Below are 23,030 nucleotides of genomic sequence, written 5' to 3'. Positions count from 1 at the left end.
TCCCCTCAATCTGAAACCGTGATCGAACCATTGGTGATGTCGATCACCATCTTGCCGCTCGGGCCGCCGTTAATAAGCCCGGCCGTCACCGTGCCGATGTTGGCCGCGTTCAATGTCAAGACGCCGCTTTGGAAGATGAACGGCTGCCCGACGTTCGATCCGTTAGTAATCGAGAACTGATCAGCCACGATGGCGACGCGCGTTGGCTGCGAGACGCTCGACGGCACGTCGATAAAGAGGCTTGCCGAGCGGTACGACCCTGACGAGCCCGCGCGGGCCTCCATGCCGATCCGGGACGAATAGCCGGACGGCGCGGCGTAGACCGACATGCGAAAGTTTGCGCTCGCCGAAACATCACCGACCTGGGCACTCAAGGAGGTGATCGCATTTGCCTGCGACGATAATTGACCATTGACGCTATCTACTTCAGTGGAGAGCAGTGTCGTTGCATTGGCATTGGCCTGCAGCCCTGTCGTCGGGTCATTGACCTGGGCGGTTACCGTCGATAGCTGCTGGCTGATCGAGGTAATGTTGCCTTCGGCTTGCGTCACCCTGGTCGTCAGGGAACTTGTGGCATTAGCATTTGCAATCAGGCCCGTCGTCGGGTCATCGATCCGCGACGTAATGGTGGTGATCTGCTGCGATGCCGTCGCGAGATTATTGCCGATCTGCGTGACCGTCGTCGTCAGATTGGTAATGGCGAGCGCGTTCGCCGACACGTTCGTTTGCGTGTCAGTCAGAGAGCTCGTCAACTGCGTGATCTGCTGCGCCAGCGCCGACCCCGGTCCCGTCGCGAGCAGGATATCGGACTGATAGCTTGCCGTCAGTTTGGCGACTTCGGTGTTGAGGCTGGACGCGTATTGCGTCCGCATCAGCTGTCGGTCGGTGAAGGTTCCAAGATCTTGATCGATGGTCAGGCGAGCAATGCGCTGGGCGTCCAGAAGAGCTTGCCGGGTTCCGTCGCGAATCCACTCCGTCGCATCGCCAACGAACTCCTGCAGATCTTCGACGACGCCGGGAAGATAGACATCATCATCCCCGAGCAGGACGTTGGGTGTTCTGACGGGAAGCCAGGCACTCCATTCGGTCGCCCGACCGGAGAACGGAACAAATTCTCCTCGCACAAGATAATCTTCGTTCGGCAGGAACGTGCCGTTGAGGATCACCGCAGACGGGTTTTGATTTGTCGCCGGGTTGCCATATGGCATCTCGCCGTCAAACACGATGACACCGCTTTCGGCGAGTTGAACCTGAACGCGCACGGCGCGAACGTCGATCTCGTCGCCATCGTAAAGCACTTCGATCGAAGGCCGGCGCGGCCTTCCGGCCGAATCGTAAAGGACCGCAGGCTGCACCTGCCAACCGGTCATCAGCTGCGGAGGCGGAATAACCGGGCCAAGGGGGGCAAACACCGGTGGCTTGTAGTCGTGATCCTGATCCCAATCGTAATCGCTGGGATCGACCTCCGTCAGATCGAGCGTAATGTCGAGATTGGCATGGTCGGCGATGCCGTCGATGCGAAACAGCTTCGCGTCATAGCCGTTGCGGTTCGACGTGAAGCTGACGATATCGCCCGGCTCCAAAACCCACGCCTGCGGCGGAAGAACGAAAGTATGCCGCCGAGCGCGTCTGGCTTCGTTGAGCGCCGACAGCATGATCCGCTGCACCTGCGATGAGCGATAGACCATATTGAGGTCGACACTGGTCATCAGGCGGCGATTGCCATCCTGCGCTTCGAACGTGGCATTGTAGAGCGGGGGCGCCGTCTTCGTGTTCCACGCCTCGTTCGGCTCCGGATACGTCGCGGAAACGCCGTTGACCGTGTCCGCCAGTCCGAAGAACGGCGTGAACGACTGCTCCTCCGTCGATAGAATATCGCCATCGGAGAAGGAATAGACCGCAGCACCAGGCTCACCGACGCGGGTCTTATAGAAGCCGCCCGACTCGATAAGCTTGCCCTGACATCCGGTCAGAAGGCTCTCGACCGTCGAACTGATTTCCGTATCCACGGAAACCTCTATGCCGGTCAGATAGGTCGGTTCCGGGCCGCTTGGACCATCGATCGCAGCGCGACACTTGTTGACCTGCGCAATCCAGTCGCCGGACGGAAGGCGCGGCGCCGTCAGGCTCTGCAGCCCATACAGCCAAGCGCCGCCATAGGTGATGCCGCGCAGGATATTGTAGATCTGCACGACTGGCAGGTCGTCACCGTCACCGCCCCAAGTGGACCGATCGGCCCAACGCTGCGGACCAACGCCGCCCGCTGAGCTGTCTTTCGTAACGTCATAGAGTGGCGCACCCTGAACCTCGAAGCGGAAGGTCGGGAAGCCGGAAAACAGCTCATCATTCGCCTGCGACGTAACGATTGCGTAAGCAACGCCGACGCCGACGCGCGTATTTTCGTAAGGTCTATCCGCGCTCGAAACTGTGTTGACCAGGAATGGATCGGCGACGGTCTGGGTGCCATCGTAGAACTTGATCCACATATGGTTGTTGTTGCCGGTGTTATACTCGACAACCGGATAGCCCCAATCGCCATAGCTCGTATCGCTCGTGTCGACAGTGACAGGATCTCCATTGACCCAGAATGCCGAGATCGTCTTGATCGGCAGATCCGAGAGCGCGATGACCTGCGTGAAATAGGCGTTCGGGGTCTTGCCGGCCTTCCCCCATGTATTGGCATAGACCAGAGAGCCGGCCGTCGTGCGGCGCCCCATGACGAAGGATCGCGCGACATCGCCGCCGGCCTGAAGCGTGCCGTTGACGCCATTGGTCTGCTGCCCCGCCGAATGCGGCTTCTGCAACTGCTTCGCCAGCATACTGACGCCGATGCCAACCGCAGCATTGAGCGCGAAGGCCGATACAGTCGCGGCAAGTGACGTCTCAGCAACGCCGAGCGCGCCCGCAACGAAGGCGGTTGTAAATACAGCCATGAAAGGGAAGTCTCTTTAAAGAGGCATCATGAAATGACGCTCGACGGCCCGATAGCCGCGGCGCGCATAAAGCTTCGAAACGGCAGGGTCCGGACCCAAGCCAACTATGCTGATGTACTGACAATTGCGCTCGCTGGCCCACGTTTCATAGGCGGCAAGCATCTTCATCGCCCCATGGCCGCGCCATGCCGGATCGATCCACCAGAGAATTTCCGATGCTACCTTGACCGGCGCGAGATGATGAGGCGCCGCGATCGCGGCGAGAACCCCGCGTGCTGCGGCGTCCTGTTCATAAATGAGGCATAGGCGATCAGCATCGGCAAGAGCTGCATCGAAGAGCACGGAAGCAGCAGGAGCCGAAAACGGAATGGGCATGCCAGAGGCTTCATGAAAGGCCTTCGCCATGCACAATACCCGCGCCTTGTCGGTAGCAATTGCTTTCCTGATCATCGATTGGCGGCCTTGATGTTGGAGGATATACGCTGCGCCGGCGATGTTTCAATCTTCCCGGCTTTGCGGCCCCAGAAGAACTGCCAGTCACCGACTGTGGTCGTATCCTTGTAGAAATTATCGGTCGCAGATCTCAGCACCTGGCTATCGTGCGAACGCGTGTCCGGATTGCTGCGGCCAAGCTCCTGCGAGTGTGAAGCGCAGGTAAGCTCGATGCTTCCGACCTCCCCTTCCTTGGGCGCAGCGATGTTGGCGACATCGACGAACCCCAAGAAGCGACAAAATGCCGGCGCCACCATCTGGCGGGTATCCGGGTTGAACATGCCGCGATAGATCTCGACGCCGGCCTGCTTCAGCTCATAACCACGAACGATATTGGCAACGCCTTCGTCGATCTGCGACATGACGATGCTGACGCTTTGCGCCGCAAGATCAGCGGTCAGCGGAATATCGGCAACCGAAATCAGCGTGCCGCTGCCCTCGAAGTTTCGGGAGACGGCAACCCCGGTGTTAGGGTCGAGCACCTGCGCCGAGACATTGCCGACATCATTCCAGAACCCATATTCGAATGGCAATCCGTTATCGAGTGTCCTGACCTTGAGCCAAAGGAAGTCACGCGCCACCAGGCGCCGTGCTTGCAGCGCCGCATTGTTTTCCGCCGATATCGATCGCATTAACGTGCCTCGATCGCTTGGAATGTGATGGTGCCGCGGCCATCGGAAAGCGTCGCGGTGCTGGATAGACTATCCGGAACCAGCGTCATGATGCAGGACGGCTTCACGAGCCTTGCAACCGCACCCGCCAAAGATGTCGGCCAGATATAGGTACGAACTTCGAACTCGCCGGTGACACCGGAGGCATTCGCCGCCGCAGTCTCCAAGGCCTGATAAAGATCGCTTGCACCGACCTGTACGAAATCACCAATGCTGACGACGTAGCCAGCCGGAAGGTTCTTTAAGCTGAGAGCATTTCCCGTGATGGAATTCACCAATCCAGAGCCGGAGAAGGCGGCGCCAGTCGGCCATGATCCTCTTGGATAGGCTATCGGATAGGTGCGACTGATCGACCACGCCTTGAAGGTTTGCAGCCCGTTTTCCAATGCCTTCAAGCGCGCGCGCCAGTGGTCAAGCTCATTCGGCCAAAGGCTGCGCGACTGATACGTTGCCTTCCAGAGCGGCGAGCCGAGATCCTTGGCATAGGTCTTGCCATTGGCGCTTCGGCTCTGCTCCTGGCGGTAAAGCGGATCGAATTCTGTCGACCAGCCCGGAAAGTCGGACAGGAAATCGACGGGAAACGTGATCGTCACGAGTGAAACTTCCCCATTTTCACGCCGGCCTTATTAGCCTTGCGGATTGCCGAGATCGTCTTGGCCTCAAAATCCTGATTGGCGCGGATCTGCGCCTGCTCGAGTCGCGCGACGGCGGCAGCATCCGCACCACGCGCATCAATGACCGGCGCATAGGTGAAGGACGGCCCCGCCTGAGATGAGGCGGCGGCCGCAATGCGGGCTGGGCTTGGAAGGCTCGGCGCCGATACGATGCCACCATCGGCACGACGCAGGACGCGACCGCTGTTGATGGCGTCGAGAAGCGCCCGGTTCTTTTTCGTGGCGGCTGCATTGACGACATATTCGCCATCCGAAAGCATGGCCGGGATTTTGTCATCGCGCGGGCCGCCGGGACCGCGAACGGAACCGCCGCCCGCCAGCTTGACGGGACCGCCATCCTTCAGGCCGATCGACGACCATAGCTTTGAGAACCAGTTATTGGTGCCGGAGGTGCCAAACAGGCTATCGAAAGCGCTGTCGAGCAGCTTGTCGCCGATCTTTTCGAGCGCGCCGCCCAACGCCTCGACGGCCGACTTGCCGTTGATCAGATCCTTGATGAAACCTTCCGATGCATCCTTGCTGGTGGCGCGCCAGTCCTCCATCTTCTGCCGGAGCTTATCCTGCGAGTCATTGAGCTGGTTGCTCTTCTGCGTCGCGTATCCGTTGGCTTCCGCCAGAGCCAGCATGGCTTCTGCCTGCGCGCGCGCGGCTGGCGTCAGCTTCGAGAAGTCTCCGCTCAGGAGCTGGTTGACATCGGTCAGCTCCTTGCCGGCCGCGTTGCCGGTGCGCTGAGCAGCCGACAGCAGCTCTTGCGCCGTCGCCGCCTTCTCGGCGGCATAGCCATAGTCGTTGATGTACGGATTGAGCTTTGACTGAGCTTCCGTCTGGGCATTGAGGACAGCCGTGCGCTCCCGTACCTGGCGAACTTCACGATCATAGGCCGTGGCATCAGCGCCGCCAGATTTCGCTTTCGGCGTCTTGGTGGGCGTGGTCGCATACTTCTTGTCGGTGATATCGATCGGCTGGCTTGCCGGCAGCTCGTCCTTGAAACCTTCCGACTTCTGGAACTTGCGAAGATCCGGCGGACCTTGCGGTCCGGATGTCGCTTTGGCCGCCTCCTGCAGCGAAACAACTTCATCCTTGGCAGCGCTCGTCCTATCGCGAATGGCATCCATCTGCCTGACGATTTCGAGATTTGCGTCATTATTGACCGGCAGGCCCATCGCCTTCTGCAAGTCATTCGCGGCGTCGAGCTGGTCCTGCAGCGCCTTCAGGCGTTCGCCGTCGGCATGCTTCTGGCGCTCGTCGTACTCCCTGCCCAACTTTTCAACGTCGATTGGCTGGTTTGAAAAGGCCGGCCCCAGATCGATGAGCGGCTTCCCACCATTGATCGATTTAGAAAGGTTCTGCAGCTGCTGATTTAGGGAGTCGCCGGACGCTGATACCCCGGAGAGGAGATTATCATAGGCCTTACCGAGATTGTTCAGCCACGCGATCACCGCCTGTATGTTCGCGACGAGCTGATTGAAGTTTAGCTCATTAATCCGGGTTACGGCACCCTCAATGACGCTGATCGCCGCATTGCCTGCACCCGAAGCTTCGTTGAACTTGCCGACAGCTTTGGTCAGGCTGGTCTGCAAATCTGTGAAGGCCTGGCCGATCGTCGTCTGCGTGCCAGCGAGTTTTGTGTCGAGATCCGAGGCGCCGGCTATGATACCGTCAAACAGGGCTCGGCTGGAAATCTGTCCGTTGTTGACGAGGTTCTTCAGCTCAGCGACAGAGCCGTTCGCCTGCTTGATCCCTTTCGCGGCTGCCTGCGCAAGCGCGGGCATGCCTTCGATGATGGAATTGAACTCTTCGGCATGGACTGTACCGCTACCAAGCGCCTGCGCCAATTGCAGCATTGGGCCGGCCGCCTCTGTCGCACTGGTCCCCGATACGCGGAGAGCCTTGCCGACGAGATCGGTGAAGCCGACAAGCTGCTGACTTGAGGCGCCAAGCTCCTTCTGCTGCAGCGAGACGCGGCTATAGAGCTGCGCCAAGGCCTCGATGGGAATATGGTTTTTCAGCGCGACGCCATAGAGCTGATCAAGGGTCTTCGTCAGGCCGTCGCCGGATAGTCCGGCAACCTTCATGGCGTTCTCGATTTTTATCGCGGAGTCCGCCAGCTCCTGTAAGCCTTTCGCTCCACCGATCAACGCGAAGGCCTTGGCAACGTTCGCGCCCAGGGAAGAGAACGAATTCTCAAGGTTCTTGTTCATGTCGACGGCGCGCTTCTCAATCGCCCGAAACTGCTTGTTGGCCTGGTTTGTCTGGCGGTTCAGCGCGTTTTCGAACTTCTTGAAGTCAGCGGAAAGCTGCACAACGAGGCGCTCTATGTCGGTTGTGGCCATCTAAATTCAGTCCCGAGATAAAGAGATTAAGAGATTCAATTCTTCGACTTCAGCCACTCGAAAAGCTCATCCGCTTCCCTGTCGCTCATCTTGCCGTCGTCTGGGCAATGCGCCGCGACATAACCCTCAACGGCCGCATAGAACTGCCACATGGACATGGCGTTGACCTGCTGCGGAGAGAAGCCGATCGCAGCACCTAGTCCGTAGATTGCGCCAAATCTGAACTTTCCATTGGGAAGGTCGTCGAGCTTGTCTCGATCTGATTTGGCGCTTTTGGCTCCCCCGGAGGTTCATCCGGAGCACCCATAAGGCCGGCACTCAATATACCGACCGCATAGATGAGGTTCTCGACAGGAGGTCTGGCCTCAACATACTTGCGGACCAGCTTGAGAGCCTTGACCGGCTCGACGCCGCCGCCGATGAGGCCGAGACGGATGGTGTTGGAGATATCCTCTATGCGCCATTGCCGCGTCTGCAGGCGATCTAGGATGACATATGGGCCAGCGTCGCATTTCTCCTGCAATTCCGCCAGCTCGCCCCAGCCCAGACGGAACGCATACGTTCCGTCTGCCCAGTCCAAGGGGATGAGAGCATCACGCATCAGGGCGTCGAGACGCGCGTCAGGGCGCCATCGCTCTGCATTTCAACGCTCATCGTCACGCGCCCACCCTGTTCTGCGGAGGGATTGAGCGTGTTGACATGCATGAGGCCAGTCCATGTGATCGTCTTGGCTGGAAATTCCAGCTCGATCTTCACGGGGACGGATTCGACGCTTTCCCACGCCTCAAGCCAGGTCTCTGCCGATTCGGCGGCACAAACACCATCGCCAGACACTGATGCCGATAGAGTATTCGCGTCGCGGCCGACCCAGGCAACCGCATCGGGATCATCGCAATCCGGAAGCGTGACTTCCGTCAAATCCTTGGTGAGGGTGAGGCTCTTCGACGTGAAGCCGCAGGGAGCGGAATAAACGATCGGCGTCGCGCTGTTGCCGAGCAGAACGCGAAATTTGCCGAAACGGGCAGTTGTCGGTTGCGCCATGGTGATGTCTCCTATGATGGCAGCAGTGAAGGCCGCCCGGTGCGGGCGCTATCGGCATTGGCCGATATTTCGGGATTTCAGGGCTTCTCGATGCCGGCGCGGAATGTCAGTGCCGCATGAGAGGTGAGGCCGTCAGGATCGCGGAAGACGCGGCGGCCGTCATATTCGAAATAGACCTGTGCATTATCGACGAGAGGCAACTCAGCCTGGTCAAGGGCGTCCTCGATCGCGCGGGCAATGCGCTTGACCTCCGGAAAACCCACTGCGCGAGACCATGCATCGATCTGCAAGACGAATTCGGATGCCCGTATGCATTCGGCCGGGTCCGGTATCTCCTGATCAGGCCCGAGCGAGATATAAGGAAACGTCGTCGTCGTATTGCCTGCATCATCTTGCGGAACGCGGTCGTAGACGCGATTGCCGACAAGCGAGATGATGCCGGCGTTGTTCTTCAGTAGAGTGACGATGGCCTTCTGCAGCTCGAAAGATGCATCTTCGCTCATGACGCGGCTACCTTCTTCGCGGCATCGCGCACGGCCTTGCCGAGACGGCGCACCGTGCGGCGCTTGTTCGCGCGCCAGCTCACATAGAAATACGGATGCGCACGCATCTTCTGCGTTCCAAACTCGACCCAGCGAGCATAAAAGGCTTCGGCATTGCCGGCATAGATGGTGATCCTCATGTCGTCGGACTTGCTGGCGACTGAAGCAACAACAACCGAGCCCTTCGGCGCCGCTCCCCATGTCCACCCAATGCTGTCCCGCAATGCACCCGAGCGCCGATCTTTGACCGGAACTGCCAGAACGGTGGCGAGGCGCTTCATCATGCCGACAATCTCGTCGGCCGCCTTTGCCATCTCAGCGCGGATCAATTCGCGAGCGACCGCAGGAAGCTGTTTGAGTTTTCGGTTCAGGCGATCGAGGTTGGTAATCTTGGTCATCCGGCCGCAACCCCGCTCTGGCATAGAAAATCCAGCCAGAGCCTGTCGTCGCTCGGCGTGATATCGCGAATGTTGAACGACTTTCCATCCCTCACATCGCGCACGCGCCAATCCGTCGAGACCTGCCGCGACGCCGACGAGCGGCGGATAAAGATGACCTGTGTATGCTGGCCCTGAAGGCGATCAGCCATGACGCTTTCGCCGCCGCGCAGATGCGTAAATCCGGCGCGGCACTGAAACTGCTCCCGCCATTCGCCGACCGTATTGCCCGCGCCGTCGTCGATTTCGACGCGCTTGTCGAAGGCAACCCGAAAGAACAGATCACCTGCGGATCTCGTCTGCGCCATTGCCGGCTTCCTTGTCCCTGAAAAAATCGACCGCCTTGCCGGCGGCAATTGCCTGGTCGTAGCACTCACGCTTGACGACGCAGGCCATGCCGGCTCGATAGGCAATCGTCACAGTAGGGAGCGGCTTGTAGTCGAAATCGGCGGTGAAACGGAGCTTGGCCATGGCTAAGCCATCGTTGGTTTGCGCGACAGCAATGCTCGAACCGGTCCTGGCAATGAACCGCCATCGAAAGACCGTCCGCGTCGCGATCGGGACTTTTGAAGAGTATGCCAACCAGCATGATCGTTGCCGCTCTCACGCGGGGCGATACGTCGCCGTCGACATATTTCATATAGTCGGCTACTGCGCTCGATGCCTCATCAATGAGCGAAGTTAAGGTTGCATCGTCATCTGAGGCATCAATGTGAAGGCGCGCCTTCACCTCTTCAAGGGTTACAAACGCGATCATTTTGCCTCCGATGGAACGCCGACGCGGATCGGACCAGTGGCCTTCGCGGGCAGCATGGCGCCATCCTTGCCGTCTCTTCCGCGCTTGGCTGCAAGCGTCCAACTACGCGATCCGTCGCCTGGCTTCTCTTTCGTTCCGTCAGCATCGCAATGCCAAAGCGAACCGCCCCATGTGACGGTATCGCCGCGCTGATATTCGGCCTCGCGGTACACGCCGCGATAGATCATCGCGGGAACGGCAAGTTCGACCTTGAAGGACAGGTCGCCACGATCAAAGCTCAACAAGATCGTACGGCCGTCTTCCATGAGGGTTGCGTCAAAATCCTCAAGGTTAAAGCCGTCTCGGCCGTCCCGCCCATCCTTACCGTCCTTCGGAGCTGGTATGGCGGCAACTTTTTCCTCGATGAAGCTGAAAATAGCAGTCTGATCAACATCCTTACCCACGACCGATCCGAGTGTCTTCATGTCACCGTTTGTCATCGTGAGAACGAGATTGCCGTCTCGATCGATAGAGGCATTCGAAAGACCGACACCATCCCGCCCATCCTTGGGTACCGGTATGGCAGCAACCTTTTCCTCAATGAAACTGAAAATGGCAGCTTGATCGGCATCCTTGCCCACGACCGGTCCGAGTGTCTTCAAGTCGCCATTGGTCATCGTGACGACGAGATTTCCATCTCGATCAATCATCGCACCTGCAAGACCGACACCATCGCGACCAGGCCGGCCATCTTTTGGCACGGGGATAGCATCGACAGCTTTCGCCACGGCCTCGTCGATCAGTGGTCGCACATCGTCAACGGTGACACTAGCGCCATCTTTCGGCAAGGGAATGGCTCGTAGAAGCTCGTCTGCCGCCGAACCGGCGATCGTTCGTGCTTCTGCCACGATATCTCCCGCAATAGCACGCGCTTCTTTAGCAATATCGGCGCGGACAGCGCTCATTTCGATGTCACTCTGGTCGCGCTGTCGAGACATATCATCGAGGCGACGCTCTATTTCCGCCAGTCGTTCAACAAGCGGATCTGTTACCTTCGCGACATAGAGCCTCACAGCGCCGACAATTTCTTCGCCGAACACCTTGCCGTCGAATGTCATTCGCTCAGTCCCTTATAGATGGCGAGCAAAGCCGCTTTGGCCTCAGTTGTGTCGACGTTAGCCGGCGGCGGCTCTGTTCTTGTCGAAGATTTATCCGAGGAGAACGGATCCTCCTGGGCGTCGCGCTTCGCCAACGCCTCAAGGCTGAAATCCTGCTGCTGCCGATAAACGCTATTGCCGCCCAAAACCGGCGGCAGATTCACACGGCGGCGCGCCTCGTTCGGCGTGAAGACGTTCTTTCCCTTGTCGAGGACTTCCATCTGTGTTGCGCTATCCATGCGCAACAGGTTGTCTACATCGATTTCGGTCCCGATGTCGTCGCCCATACCCAAACCCTCATCAAGACACAGCTCGATGGATTCGATGTGGATCTGCAGGCACTGCGAATAATATTCAGTGTTTAGAGCCTGAATGTTCGCGTTGGCAGGAAGCTGACCAAGCCCGACCTTGTATGGCGGGACGTGATAGGTGCTGCAGACCACTTCGCCGGACCATTTCAATTGCTCGATGAGCTGCGCATCGACGGCATCCGTCGACATTGGTTCATACTTCAGGCCGTCACCGAGAACCGCGACCTTGCCAGCATTTTTGCCTGTATAGTTCTGCGTCCACCGTTCCTTCAGCTCCGTCGCCGTCTCTTCGCTGATCGTGCCAGGAGCTGACAGGATGCCACTCGGTCGCGACCCGTTTTGGAAGAACAGCGTCGAGTTGTTCTGAATTGCCAAGGCCTGCGTGGAAGCAAGGCCGCTTGCGAAGATTGGCGATAAGCCGATCAGTGGATGAAAGAAGCAATTAAACCGGTCGTGGATGATCTCCCGAGCCGGAACTATGATGCTTTCCTCAACACCGGAAAGATTGTCGGTATTAAGCTGATAGAAGACACTTCCGTCATCCGCGACTAAGGGCGTTACCAATCGCCAATCCAGAACATACATCTTGACGACGACGCCACGGCTGTCGCGTTGCTTCAGGATGACGGTATTGCCGGTCTGCAGCTTCGACAAAAGCCAATATTCCAGAAACTGGATTATGTTCTGAAAATCGTTTGGCTTGCGCAGCACCGGAGAATAGGCAGGATTTTTAGCCTCAACCCAAGTTCCGTCGCCGGCGCGCCTCACCAGTTTTATACGAAGCTTGGCGATGTCAGATGCGATCAGCGTGCGGCACGCAAAATCGACTGGGCTCGACAGCACGTCATCGCGATTGATCTCCACGTTTCGCTGCCACGCCCCAGGAAAGCTTTCGAGGATGCGGTACCATCCACGGCCTTGTGCCACCGGTGCGAGCGCCTTCTCGCGGCGTGACCGCGTGATATCAAGACCAAAGATGCGCATGAATCAATCCGCTGTTGCTTCGGCGATCTTCGACGCCAACGTCTCAACATCCCAGGTTTTGGAGGGGCGCCGACCGAACTTTTCCTGATATTGTGTCCGCAGCGCCGTCAATTCAGCCTCGCCATTTGCGTCTGAGGGAACGTCGAGGGCCTCTGCGTTCACGGGAGCGGTATAGCCAAGCTTGCCAAGAATAATCGCAAAACGTCTATCGCTCGATGCGAGTGCGCGTGTCATGTAAGTGCTATTTGCTTTCACCGCTGAAGCTCCTGTTATCGGAAGGCCGGCCGCGCAAGTTTGCGGCCGGCAGTCTTGCTGATAATTAGCCGCCGGCGCCGGCGGCCGGATCACCCCAGGTAATGTTGTCCATCCATGCGGCCGCGCTCGCGCGCCGGCGTGCCCAGTTCACCGTGCGCTCGGCACGGAACGCCACGCCGTTGGTCTGGAACATGGATACGACGGATGTTTCTACTGGGTCTGCCGCCCCCGCATCCTGCGTCGGAGCATCGACCATTTCGAGCGATGCTTCGGTCGACATATCGATTTCGACGCCGCCTTCATCAGCCAGATAGATGTCCTCGGCATTGACCAAGGCTACGTAGTCACCAAGGTAATTCGACACAATCACGGGCAGCTCAAAGAACGTGCCGCCAGTGATGGTGATGCCAGGGAACTCGCGTTGACCGAGCGGGTTCAGCATCATCATCAGGCGAAGCGCATACGTTGCCGACATGATCCAGACGCCCGTCTGCAGGGCGTTGTTGGCGGCCACGAAAGCACCGATAAGCGCCTGCGCGTCCTGTCGAACTCCATCGGCACCGGTCGCGGTGCTGTTCGCAATCGCCGCGATACCGTTCAGGATCGATGCAGGGCGGACACCAGCGATACCTGCCGAAGTCGGGTCAATGAAGGAAATGTCGCTGCGCTTTGCAACGGCCTTTGCTAGAGAGTTGCGCAGCAGGACGTCGGACGACGGCGAGCTGTCGCGGATCAGTTCCATGGTCTGTACTGCAATGGTCGCGATCTTGAAGGGGTTAAGTTCGCTGCGGTCGAGGGTGAAGCGAGTAACAGGTTTGCCCTTACCCTCGCCAACCCATTGCGCATCCGTTTCCGAAACTTCCATGATCACAGGAACGCGGAACGGGATTTGTGTGAGTGCCGGGATGCCACCTGTGCCGAAGCGCCCAAGAATAGTCATCGGACGCAAGAATTCGACGAAGTCGGCGAAACCGCCTTCATTGCCAATCAGGGCCGATGTGTTCGCGGACGTCATGGCGGAAACTGCCGCCTTGACGACATCCACCAGTTCCGGGTCGACCTTGCCGTAAATGCCTTCGGCAACACGATCGATGGGCTGATGCGTCTTCGTCGAGATCGCCAGGCACTTTGCGTAACGGGCGAAGCGAATACCCTTTTCCAGTTTCGGCTGCGAAACGGAAATTCCAGTACGGGCTGCGGCGCCATCGGCACCAGACTTGATCTGGTTGGCGATCACTGGCTTTGCCGAGGTGGCCTGCGCCTTTTCAAGGGCGCGGAAACGCTTCAAGTCGCCGTCGATCGCGGAAACCTCCTGTTCCAGCGCGTCAAACTCCTCCTGCTCTGCGTCATCGGTTGAGCGACCGTCATCGATAGACTTCTGCATAATGTCGGCCATGCGCGCAGCCTTGGCCTGACGCGACGCTTCGAGCGCCGCGATCTGATCAGCAATGGTTTTCATGGTTTTCCCTTTCGAGGATTTGATACTGACGGATGCGGTTGATTTCCCCGAGGCGCCGGGTCTTGCTGGTCGGTCATCCGCACTTGGCTCTTTGCCTGTCGCGGCAAGCCATTGGGCGTCGATCGACTTGATTGTGTTAATCACGGCATCCGCGTTGGCAGGGACCGTGACCAAGGAGAGTTCGAGAACTTCGCTGGCGAGGAAGCGGATACCGCCCTCGTCCATCCATGCATATTCGAGCGGCCGGAAGCCGATAGAAACGCCGCGTACAAGACCGGCCTTCACTTCGCCCCAGGCGGTATCGATCCGTTCTTTCAGTTCCTGCGGTTCATCGATCTTAGGAAGCCGCGCTTCGAATGTAATGCCGGACTTCGTAGGCTTATCGAATGTGACGGTTCCAACCGGACGCGTATGGTCATGTTGATGCAAGAGAGGCATCGGGTTATTGAACTGGACGCCGAGGGGTTCGACCACATCGCCGACGCGGTCAGGAGACGGTGTCGTGGCGATCCCGCGGATAATACGTTCGTCTTCCTCGACCGCCTTGATGGTGAGGATTGAGTAGGCGCGGTTCATGGGCGGCCTCCTAGCCGGCAAAGAACATTTGATAAGAGGGTTTTGGCTTGGCGACAGGGTTCTGAAACATCAGCATCGCTGCGTTGAACAACGCCATCAGCATGTCGATCTTGGCCGCGCCGGAGACTTCCTTGGTCACGACATAATTACTGCCCCGGAGGGTTTGCTTGGCATTGCCCACTGACCAGGACATGATCGGCTGATCGCCGTGTACGAAGCGCCGGTCTTCAAGTTTCAATGGCACGGAGGATATCGCAGTCTGCAATTTCCATCCTTGCATGACGGCCGTTACCAATGGCTGTTCAAGCTTCTCCGCCTCCAGCGCGTCGATAAGAAGCGCTACCGCTGCAGAATCGAGACCAATTCCGGCCTGTTCGGGAAGAAGTCCCGAATTGTAAACCTTGCGGCAGATGGTTGCGGCAGATGCCGCCTGCTCTTCGCCAGATGTTGAGATTTCCAGATCACCATCTTCCTCGAATTGCCGCAGGCGGGGCGCGATGCTTTTGCGCTGCTCGAATACTGTAGGGCGGGCCCAAGCCCTTCCCCAACCAAGCCACCGCTTCGATCCGATTTCCCGGCCCAAGACATACAAGGCAGCCAGGTCATCTGCACCGCCCCAATCGACACCGATCGTGCAAACTTCGGATCTCCGGAGCAACGCATCGAGGCCGGTTAGCTTTTCGTCGATACAGTCTGCCCAATGGAGCGCACCGGACCAGCCATCACCGCCAAGTCCTATACCGATCTCGATGTTCAGGTGCTGGCTCGTCCAAACCTGCTCGGTCTCCTTGCTGACCTTGCCGTTGTTCTCGTAGTCGTCGACAAGCGCCTGCGGATCGATGGACAGATTGAGGTTTGGCAATACACAATGCCAATTGCGCTTGTCGCTCCAATAATCCTTGTTGCGCTGCAACTCGACGGGGAACTCATAGAGTACCGGCAGCATGATCGGCGAGGAACCACCCTTTCCGTCCCTGATGGCGCGCGCTTTGTCGAGTTCCGTTCTCCATATCCCGGCCGGCGGCTCATCCGACTGCGTTGTGATCATCAGGACCTGGCCGCGCTGCTTGGTAATGCCACCGCCACGGATCTGCTGCATAACCCGAACCGCCTTGGAAACCTTACCCAGCTCGTGCAGCTCGTCGATGATGGTCAGAACCGGAATTTCCCCGGTGACGATCGATGTATCGAAGGTCTTTACGTCAAGCTGCGTGCCGGTCTTGTGGCGAGTAATCGACTTCAGATGCTCCTGCACCTTGAAGATTTCGGCCAACTTCGGATCGTTCTCGATCATCAGCTGCGCCTGGCTGAAGCATCGCTCCGAGATGTTCTGGCTCGGCGCGACGATCAGCATCTGGCGGTTCGGCGCCTCTTCCATGTAAAGCGCGGTCAATCCGAGAGCGGCGACGTAGGTGGTCTTAGAGTTCTTCTTCGGGACCATGCACAGCAGTTCCCAAACAAGCCGCTGTCTGGTCTCCGGATCTTCGCTGGCGAGGAACGCGCAGAGGATTTCCTTGAACCACTCCCCGCACGCGTCCGCCAGTGCTGGCTTTCCCGGCACATCCGGAAGCCTCAGACGGTTGAAGAACGCCAGCGCCTTAGCAGCCTTCGTCTTGTTTAGGGGAACGTCAGCGATCGGCGCTTGGCCGGCCTGCAGCTTGCTCCACCAGTCGGGACAGGCAAAGCGAGGCTGATCACCATCAGTGGCGAGCATGCTGTAATGCTTCTCGCTCAAGTTCAGCCGTCAGCTCGGCGTCAGCATCGAGTGCACGGCGTTCGTTCATCAGCTTCTTCCCGAGACGTTCGGCTACAGGCTGCTTTTCTGGCGGCGGCGATGAAGCCAATTCCCGTTCGATCTCCATGCGGTCGTTGCGCTCTAACAAGCGACCGAACTCCTTGAAGGCGCCGACATTGCCCTTCTCGGCAAGTTCCCAAGCCAACTCCAACCGGCGCGCTTCGAGCTGATCGCGCGAGGCGTCGCGCCCTTTAAGCTCGTGAAAATAATTCTTCCGCAAAGTCGGCAAAGAGACAGCCAGCGCGTTGGCAATTCTAGGGTTTGCCCAACCAAGAGCCACTAACATCTTGACTCTATTGCGGTTTTTCTCAGTCACCTCATGAGCAGGCCGACCGCGCTTGCGATCAAGCGGCTCGAAAGGGTTGCCAAAGAGGTCGAAATTTTGCGTCACAAGAAAAAAATCTCCGAATGAGAGGGGCGCGGGTGCGGGGGGCGAAGGGGTCTCTGACTTTTGACCGCCCCCCCCCTGATGGTCAGCGCGGTCGATAGGTCCACCCCTGTTCGGACATGACCTTGGCAATCAGCGCTTCGACGTCGCCACTCCATCCATTCTCAATGGCCTGCTTAACGCGATCATGGATGACCTTCGCGAGCGTCTGGACATTGTCGATGTCCCAGAACAATGCCTCATCACCATTGTGCTTGATGATATGATCGGCGACAGGGCTGTTTGCCGCAGGGTACGCTCCACAACAGATGATACCAGACATTCGACAAGTGAAGTTGTCACGCACCCAGACATCCTTGCGCAGCTGCCGCCAACGCTCCGTATAGTACCATCGGCGCCACGGCTGCGTGCGGTCACGCTGGCGGTGACGCTCGGCTTCGGCTTCCTGCCTGTCCGATGGCGCAGCGATGCGTGAGCCGAGCGCCTGAAGACGCGGCTTGATTGAAGACAGTCTTGCCAATTGTTGAGCTCACCATAAAAGCACGAAAACCGTGCTTTCCCTCTTGCGGAAAGCACGGTTTTCGTGCATAACAAGTTTACCGAAGCAATCCCGCTTCGGCAGGACATGGAGGTCCAAATGGGCGTTAAGCTCACACTCCAAGTCCGGATCGGTAGATGGAGACTGACAATCTCCATTGCCCGGTAACCGGGGGCCGGAGGGGTCTAGCCACCCTTCCGGTTCCCGGCAATTGTAACAAAGCACAGGAGCCGTTTCAATGGTCGAGATGACCTTAGCTCAATACCGTCACATGGCGGGTGCGACGCAGGCGGAAATGGCAGCAGCGATGCAAATACCGTTCCGCACCTACCAGGACATTGAGGCGGGAAAGGTCGAATACAGACCGATCCATGTGAGCGCCGCTGTCTTCGCCATGATTAAACTCGCCATTGCCAAGCAGGACGGCAGCATCCTGCCAAAAGGTATCGCTGACTTGGTGGTATCTGCCGCATCACTTGTCAAACACTCTGCCGAACAGGCAGGCGCCTGAAACGCGAAACCCGCCGGGCTTTCGCCTAGCGGGTTTCATCTAACCTTTTACAGTGTGCTTAATGTGCACCAAACATCAGTCGCATGTCAATCAGGCTTCCAAGATTTATTCTGCCGCAATTTCAATGCCTTGATTGTCAACCGGACGTTTGCGTGATGGTGCCCACGGATGACGGTTGGGGGTGAATGGCAGCAAATCATGAGCGGAAAGCGTGCCAGAAAGCGAGTCGTGCAATGCCTCAAGAGCTGATTGCCATAGCTGCCATTCAAGCCGACTGATGACTGCGGCTCGGATCGGCTGTGCAAGTCTGTACTTACGATACGCGCCTTTCTTCGGCCTGCGCTTGCGGTAATCGAAACCGCTATCCTCGTATTCAATCGGCCTGCCGAATGCATCCTTAGCGGTCCGCTTCACGAACCAAGCATCATCCTTGCCATTGAGCTTCACTGTCACAACCTTCGGCGCTTCTGCCGTCCAGTCCGGGCCGCGCTTCAGGATAGCGGCGCTGGTGACGAGCGTGACGATGTGCCGGCCGTTGAGCCGGCCGCCGCGCTCATAGACCTGCTCGGCGGCGATGCGGTCGACTTCGGCGCGGATCACGCCGTGCGGATCATCCCACTCCGGAAACGGCCACCAGCCGCTCATGACCTCGTAGCCATTGCGGTCAGCCAGAGCGCGCACAGCGTTGCCGACGATCAGCGCGTCAGGGTGAGGATCTCCGATGTTCACGAAGTTGCCAACGACGCCATAGCCATTCGGGCTCTTGTCGATATTGGTGCCGAGCGTGATCACGTCGAACATCATCTGCCAGACCGAAGGCGCGACACTCGGCCCAACTGAGCCGCTTTCCACCTTCGGCAACTCCTCGACAAAGGCCCAGGTCAAAAGGGCTTCGATACCAATCATCTTCTTCATTTGCACCCTTTCAGACAGTTCTGACAGTTTACTGACAGTTCAACAGATAGTTTTATTATTATATTTCATATACTTAGACAGTTTCTGATAGTTTTGGTCGCGCTTAGAGGATTTACATCCTCCTCACCTCCTCACCACCATTATGCGTATAGGCGTAGAAAACTGTCAGAACGGTCAGGAGACCATTGATTTTGCTGCGTTTTCTTCAATGAACTGTCAACCAAACTGCCCGGTAAACTGTCAGTAGCATCAGCATCTCGGGCAGTTCTTGCGGATATTCGACCCCGTAAAGAGGGGTTGCGGGGAGTGTTATGGCAGGTCATCGGGCCAGGGCTCCTGTGAATCAAAGCGGCCTTCTGGCGGCTCTGGCTCGCGTGGTTTCGGCTGTGATCGCAGGCGGATGCCCTTGTACTGCACCGTGCCGCTCGATCGGTCCTTGTTGAACTTCTTAGCCATCGCGCGACCGAATGCCGTCACGTTCATCGGCCTGCCGCCCTGGTCGACGGTATCGTCGCAATAGGCCGCGTACAGATCCTTGCCGGGCAGCGGCGGCGCCTTGTCATCCTTGATGATACATCGCGCCACGAAGCCCGCCGTGCGGTCCATATCGTCGCGATATTCCTGCGTCGCCCGCTCGACGGCCTCGGGGATCACAAGCCCCTCTCTGAGGAACATGTGCACTCCGTCGATCAGCCAGTTCAGGATGCCGGGATATTCGATCTCGAATGACGAGACGATCTCCTCGAATTCGCGCCTGTCTTCCTTGGCGATCTTGATCGGCCAATGCACCACGGCCATCCGCCGCCATATGCCGTCGTCCGTGCCTGAGATGCGGGGATATCCGTTACCGCTCATCATGGCGATGAACAGCGGCTGGAAATCCATGTATCCGGCAAAGAGGTCGCGCGCGGTGACCGTCTCGCCGCCCGTCAGCTCCTTCACGAGATTTTCGCGGAGATTCTCGCCTTCTGGCAGTTCCTTGACGCGCAAGAGCCGTCGACCGTAGAGCCGCGCCATATCCGGGCTCGCGCTTCCGGATGATCCTCCCTCGCCGATCAGGCTCGTCGATGGCAGCGTCACGGACACGTCGCCAAGGATCCGGCAGAGCGTTTCCATATAGACGGATTTGCCGTTGGCGCCGTCGCCGTAATGGAAGAACAGGTATTGCACGGTGATCCCGAGCAGGCCGAGGCCGGAGCTGATCTGCACCAGCTTGCGCACGTCGGGATCGGGAAGCTTGCCATTGAGGAAGGTCGTCCATTTAGGGCATGTCGCCTTCGGATCATATTTGACCGGGACGATATGGGTGATGAAGTCCTGCCGCCGATGACCCTCGATCACTTCAAGCGACGAGTCGGTGCAGACATCGATATATTCCGGTGCATCCGGCGTCTCCGCAAGGCTGCGATAACGCGGATTGCGCCGGCGCTCCATCTTCCTGTGGAATTTCAGGGTGACATTGCGCAGCGCCACCATCATCTTGTCGGCGTTGAATTCATCCGCCGATTTCATGATGTGTGGCGCCAGGCAGGCCAGAGCCGCGTTCATCTTGGCTGCGTTCTTCGATGTGACGGCGTGATCGAGCCGCCGCTTCACGCGCTTGCCATGCGCCTCCTTGGCCTTGTCCGCCGCCATGATGAGGTTGCGCTCTCCGGCGCTGCGCTCATCCTCCTTCTTCTGGTAGGCCTCCGCCGCACGGTCGATCATGTACTGCTCAAACTCGGTCGGCCTGATATACTCCGTCTCCTGGGCGATCCGGCCGCCAAGCCGCTGCGCGATGGCTGATGCCTTCTGGCCGCCGTTGGCCGCATCCCAATGCGATCCGGTCCAGACGGCGAAAAGCGGCTGCTTCGCCTTCTCCTGGGCAATAACCACGAGATCGTCGCCGAAGTGCAGCTTCATACGAATGCCATTATCGGTATCGGAATGATCAAGCCCGGCGCAATATTCGATGACAGCCTCATCCGCATCATGGTCGGCGGCGATCGCAGCTGGCGGTTCAGCCTCGATCTGAGAGGGGGTTTCGGGGATTTCCAGTGCGCGCTGGCCGGCCGCAAGCTCCATCATGCGAATGACGGCTTCCGGCCGGCTGTCCTGTTTGTTCGTTTTTGTCACGCTATGCCCCGATCAAATGCGATGTCATGAGTTTGGAAAAGTCGGCGCCCTCAGGCGGCCACCACGTCTCAGTGGTGCGCCCTGGTCGCGAGAAGCGTTCTTCGGCGCGCGCCATGGCGGAGGCGGTGAAAACCGGCTCGCTGTCGCCATCGGCGAGCAGCACGAGCTGCGTCACATGGTCCGGGATCTGCATCGCCTCGTCCGGCGCCATATCCGGTTTAGGGACTGGCCCCGGCACGCGTTGGCGAATGGTCCTGCCATTCGCGCTCTGCTTGATGATGGTCGGATGCGCGAAGGATGATTTCGGGTCGGCCGGCCCCGCAAGATTGCCGAGATCGCCTGCCGCGAAATAGAAGGTGTCATCGCGAAAGCCTTCGGCGCCGCCAATCGCAAGTCCGTTCTCGATCCCCTCGCCGCCAACCCATCGCGTCGAAGCCATCAGGCCGAAGAGCGGGATCAACGAGCCCTTTTTCGTGCCGCGCATCTTCTTCGCCGGCAATAAGTTGCCGTCTTCATCATGCCCGAGATCCGCGCGAAACTTCGGCGGCCGGCGAACATCGATCCACGTCTGATGGCAACCCGTAATCCGCATGTCGAGATTGACGAATGGCGCGACCATGGCCGGGCCAGTAAAGTGCGCGATCTCGAAGCCGCGGGCATCCTTGCCATGCCAATAGGTGCTGTCGGGCAAGAGCCTGAGATTGGCGAACACGCCACCATGCATCTGAAAGCCGGTGCGACGGTAGAGATATTGCCGCAGCAGATCCGATGTCATGACCTCCGGCGCCTTGAGATAGATGCCGCGCGCCCGCTCGACCTCGCGCTGGCGAAACCAGTCCTGATCCTTGTTCGCTTTGGCGGCATGCTCGGCATTGAGGCGCTTACGCTCGGCGATCCGCTCGAGTCGCGCCTGCCGATCGGCCTCGCTTTCGCGCTCTGCCTCATCTGGAACCGGTTGCCCAAGCGCATCGGCGCAGGCGGCGAGAAAGCCCTCGCGCGTCGATGTATCGTGATAGTTGGCAAGCGCCATCAGGCTGATGCCGTCGCGCCCCTTGCCGCCGCACTGGCGGCAGTTGAAGGCGCCGGCCGTGGGGCTGATCGAGAACCGGTCCTTGCCGCCGCAATACGGGCATGGGCCGGCGTGGTTTCGCGTCACCTTGTCGGCGGCAATGATGCCGAGCGATAGCGCGGCCTCGATGACGGTGATGATGCGTGCTTCTTCGATGAAACGGGTGATGGCGTCGCTCATGGGCGAACCCCATTCTTCACCACGCGTCGCAGGTGCTCAGCATATGCACCGACAGCCTTCCAATATGCCGCCATCGGTCCTTTATTCTTAATCCAGCTTGACTGCGCTCTATTGCGGGCGTCGCACGACAGTTCTCGCAAAATGTCGTGCAAAAGCTGACGAGTATCTTCAGGAAGATCGTCAATGCGCTTGATAGATGGCAAAGAAAGAAGTGGATTTCTAACTTCTCGGCGAGCGCTTCTATGCATACTCGCGCTCCGATTTTGTCACGACGTGAGGGCGTTCGATATGCGAGAGGCTTGGAATCGATGGGGATGGGCGGTTGCCCTGATAGCATGTGCATTGTTCACGCTGCGGATGCTCTGGGGCCGTCAGGCGTTTTGTGGCCCGGAAAGCGAACAATGCCTTCGCGAATGGGCTAGTGCGCTGAGCGGATGGGTTGGTGGCGCGGCGGCAATCGCGACAATCCTTGTCATCAGCAACCATCACCGTGAGAATGTAAAACTTCAAAACTTTCCGGTATTCCGAACGGCGCGGTTGGCGAAACAGTCGGCCACTCAGCTCAAAATGCTGTGCGGGACGTTGCGCGGTAGCGCAAACCGGGATGCGATCACAGCAATTCAGATAAGCGTGAAGGAAATCGCCGAAATACTTTCCGGCAATATCATAACGGACTTTGAATTGAGAATTGGCGTCGATGATGCTTCTGGTCTGATAGAAGCAAAATCTCTTATCGGCGCCATTCTTCAAACGCTCACTGATAGGCCGAAGCCAGATCCGTTCACTCACATTGCGATTTGGACTGATAACGGCCCGGTCAAAGAAGGCGCTAGAAGAGTTGCCCACCTCGTCTTGGAGTATGCCGAGTCGCTCGACACGTCCGCCTCGGCATATATTGCGCAATACTCCAACGCGTAG

Annotated in this window: 24 protein-coding genes and 1 pseudogene; 2 read left to right on the top strand and 23 right to left on the bottom strand. The window is 58.4% G+C overall.

From position 1 onward, the window contains the following. Window positions 1-5 precede the first annotated feature (5 nt). From ACK83U_RS00945 to ACK83U_RS00850, 20 genes and pseudogenes are all read right to left on the bottom strand, one after another. Window positions 6-2,933 (bottom strand): phage tail protein, encoded by a 2,928-nt coding sequence (locus ACK83U_RS00945; protein ID WP_412474745.1) that lies wholly within the window; start codon window positions 2,931-2,933, stop codon window positions 6-8. A gap of 15 nt (window positions 2,934-2,948) precedes the next feature. Further along, window positions 2,949-3,338, bottom strand: a complete 390-nt coding sequence (locus ACK83U_RS00940; RefSeq protein ID WP_412474744.1) for a GNAT family N-acetyltransferase — start codon at window positions 3,336-3,338, stop codon at window positions 2,949-2,951. 41 nt (window positions 3,339-3,379) lie between these two features. After that, window positions 3,380-4,057 carry a hypothetical protein gene (locus ACK83U_RS00935; protein ID WP_412474743.1) on the bottom strand — a complete coding sequence of 226 codons (678 nt, stop codon included), beginning with the start codon at window positions 4,055-4,057 and terminating at the stop codon, window positions 3,380-3,382. After that, window positions 4,057-4,689, bottom strand: a complete 633-nt coding sequence (locus ACK83U_RS00930; protein ID WP_412474742.1) for a hypothetical protein — start codon at window positions 4,687-4,689, stop codon at window positions 4,057-4,059. Before ACK83U_RS00930 ends, ACK83U_RS00935 begins: the two co-directional genes overlap by 1 nt. Then, the gene (locus ACK83U_RS00925) at window positions 4,686-7,103 is read right to left on the bottom strand and encodes a tape measure protein (RefSeq protein ID WP_412474741.1); all 2,418 of its coding nucleotides are present in this window, start codon (window positions 7,101-7,103) and stop codon (window positions 4,686-4,688) included. Before ACK83U_RS00925 ends, ACK83U_RS00930 begins: the two co-directional genes overlap by 4 nt. A gap of 35 nt (window positions 7,104-7,138) precedes the next feature. Further along, on the bottom strand, window positions 7,139-7,261 hold the full coding sequence (locus tag ACK83U_RS00920) for a hypothetical protein (RefSeq protein ID WP_412474740.1): 123 nt from the start codon (window positions 7,259-7,261) through the stop codon (window positions 7,139-7,141). A 38-nt stretch (window positions 7,262-7,299) separates the two neighbouring features. Next, window positions 7,300-7,704 (bottom strand): gene transfer agent family protein, encoded by a 405-nt coding sequence (locus ACK83U_RS00915; protein ID WP_412474739.1) that lies wholly within the window; start codon window positions 7,702-7,704, stop codon window positions 7,300-7,302. Then, on the bottom strand, window positions 7,704-8,144 hold the full coding sequence (locus tag ACK83U_RS00910) for a phage tail tube protein (RefSeq protein ID WP_412474738.1): 441 nt from the start codon (window positions 8,142-8,144) through the stop codon (window positions 7,704-7,706). Before ACK83U_RS00910 ends, ACK83U_RS00915 begins: the two co-directional genes overlap by 1 nt. Window positions 8,145-8,221: 77 nt before the next feature. Next, entirely contained in the window at window positions 8,222-8,647 is a 426-nt protein-coding gene (locus ACK83U_RS00905) for a DUF3168 domain-containing protein (protein ID WP_412474737.1), read from the bottom strand. Next, window positions 8,644-9,084 (bottom strand): HK97-gp10 family putative phage morphogenesis protein, encoded by a 441-nt coding sequence (locus ACK83U_RS00900; protein WP_412474736.1) that lies wholly within the window; start codon window positions 9,082-9,084, stop codon window positions 8,644-8,646. The genes ACK83U_RS00905 and ACK83U_RS00900 overlap by 4 nt, the downstream gene beginning before the upstream one ends. Continuing rightward, window positions 9,081-9,431, bottom strand: coding sequence for a phage head closure protein (locus ACK83U_RS00895; RefSeq protein ID WP_412474735.1), 351 nt, complete (start codon window positions 9,429-9,431; stop codon window positions 9,081-9,083). Before ACK83U_RS00895 ends, ACK83U_RS00900 begins: the two co-directional genes overlap by 4 nt. After that, on the bottom strand, window positions 9,406-9,594 hold the full coding sequence (locus tag ACK83U_RS00890) for a hypothetical protein (protein WP_412474884.1): 189 nt from the start codon (window positions 9,592-9,594) through the stop codon (window positions 9,406-9,408). Before ACK83U_RS00890 ends, ACK83U_RS00895 begins: the two co-directional genes overlap by 26 nt. Before the next feature lie 139 nt (window positions 9,595-9,733). Beyond that, a pseudogene (locus ACK83U_RS00885) lies at window positions 9,734-9,880 on the bottom strand (head-tail connector protein); the annotation flags it as partial. Beyond that, the gene (locus tag ACK83U_RS00880; protein ID WP_412474734.1) at window positions 9,877-10,977 is read right to left on the bottom strand and encodes a hypothetical protein; all 1,101 of its coding nucleotides are present in this window, start codon (window positions 10,975-10,977) and stop codon (window positions 9,877-9,879) included. The gene ACK83U_RS00880 and the pseudogene ACK83U_RS00885, both read right to left, overlap by 4 nt. Further along, entirely contained in the window at window positions 10,974-12,311 is a 1,338-nt protein-coding gene (locus tag ACK83U_RS00875; protein ID WP_412474733.1) for a phage portal protein, read from the bottom strand. The genes ACK83U_RS00880 and ACK83U_RS00875 overlap by 4 nt, the downstream gene beginning before the upstream one ends. Before the next feature lie 3 nt (window positions 12,312-12,314). Continuing rightward, window positions 12,315-12,566, bottom strand: a complete 252-nt coding sequence (locus ACK83U_RS00870; protein ID WP_412474732.1) for a hypothetical protein — start codon at window positions 12,564-12,566, stop codon at window positions 12,315-12,317. Between the two features lie 64 nt (window positions 12,567-12,630). After that, window positions 12,631-14,601 (bottom strand): phage major capsid protein, encoded by a 1,971-nt coding sequence (locus ACK83U_RS00865; RefSeq protein ID WP_412474731.1) that lies wholly within the window; start codon window positions 14,599-14,601, stop codon window positions 12,631-12,633. 10 nt (window positions 14,602-14,611) lie between these two features. Beyond that, window positions 14,612-16,315 (bottom strand): terminase large subunit domain-containing protein, encoded by a 1,704-nt coding sequence (locus tag ACK83U_RS00860; RefSeq protein ID WP_412474730.1) that lies wholly within the window; start codon window positions 16,313-16,315, stop codon window positions 14,612-14,614. Next, window positions 16,302-16,787: a hypothetical protein gene (locus ACK83U_RS00855; RefSeq protein ID WP_412474729.1), complete on the bottom strand. Its 486-nt coding sequence runs from the start codon at window positions 16,785-16,787 to the stop codon at window positions 16,302-16,304. The genes ACK83U_RS00860 and ACK83U_RS00855 overlap by 14 nt, the downstream gene beginning before the upstream one ends. Before the next feature lie 82 nt (window positions 16,788-16,869). Beyond that, window positions 16,870-17,304 (bottom strand): HNH endonuclease, encoded by a 435-nt coding sequence (locus ACK83U_RS00850; protein ID WP_412474728.1) that lies wholly within the window; start codon window positions 17,302-17,304, stop codon window positions 16,870-16,872. 256 nt (window positions 17,305-17,560) lie between these two features. Between ACK83U_RS00850 and ACK83U_RS00845 the strand changes: the two genes are divergently transcribed. Next, window positions 17,561-17,833 carry an XRE family transcriptional regulator gene (locus tag ACK83U_RS00845; protein ID WP_412474727.1) on the top strand — a complete coding sequence of 91 codons (273 nt, stop codon included), beginning with the start codon at window positions 17,561-17,563 and terminating at the stop codon, window positions 17,831-17,833. Window positions 17,834-17,938: 105 nt separating this feature from the next. Here ACK83U_RS00845 and ACK83U_RS00840 read toward each other — a convergent pair whose 3' ends face one another. From ACK83U_RS00840 to ACK83U_RS00830, 3 genes are all read right to left on the bottom strand, one after another. Then, entirely contained in the window at window positions 17,939-18,748 is an 810-nt protein-coding gene (locus ACK83U_RS00840) for a hypothetical protein (protein ID WP_412474726.1), read from the bottom strand. A gap of 309 nt (window positions 18,749-19,057) precedes the next feature. After that, window positions 19,058-20,863, bottom strand: coding sequence for a phage/plasmid primase, P4 family (locus ACK83U_RS00835; protein WP_412474725.1), 1,806 nt, complete (start codon window positions 20,861-20,863; stop codon window positions 19,058-19,060). Window position 20,864: 1 nt separating this feature from the next. Continuing rightward, window positions 20,865-22,112: a primase-helicase zinc-binding domain-containing protein gene (locus ACK83U_RS00830; protein WP_412474724.1), complete on the bottom strand. Its 1,248-nt coding sequence runs from the start codon at window positions 22,110-22,112 to the stop codon at window positions 20,865-20,867. Between the two features lie 342 nt (window positions 22,113-22,454). Between ACK83U_RS00830 and ACK83U_RS00825 the strand changes: the two genes are divergently transcribed. Then, the gene (locus ACK83U_RS00825; protein ID WP_412474723.1) at window positions 22,455-23,030 is read left to right on the top strand and encodes a hypothetical protein; all 576 of its coding nucleotides are present in this window, start codon (window positions 22,455-22,457) and stop codon (window positions 23,028-23,030) included.

This window comes from Rhizobium sp. WW22 (assembly GCF_047041135.1).
Taxonomy (GTDB): domain Bacteria; phylum Pseudomonadota; class Alphaproteobacteria; order Rhizobiales; family Rhizobiaceae; genus Rhizobium.
This window is presented reverse-complemented; position numbering and strand designations above follow the sequence as displayed.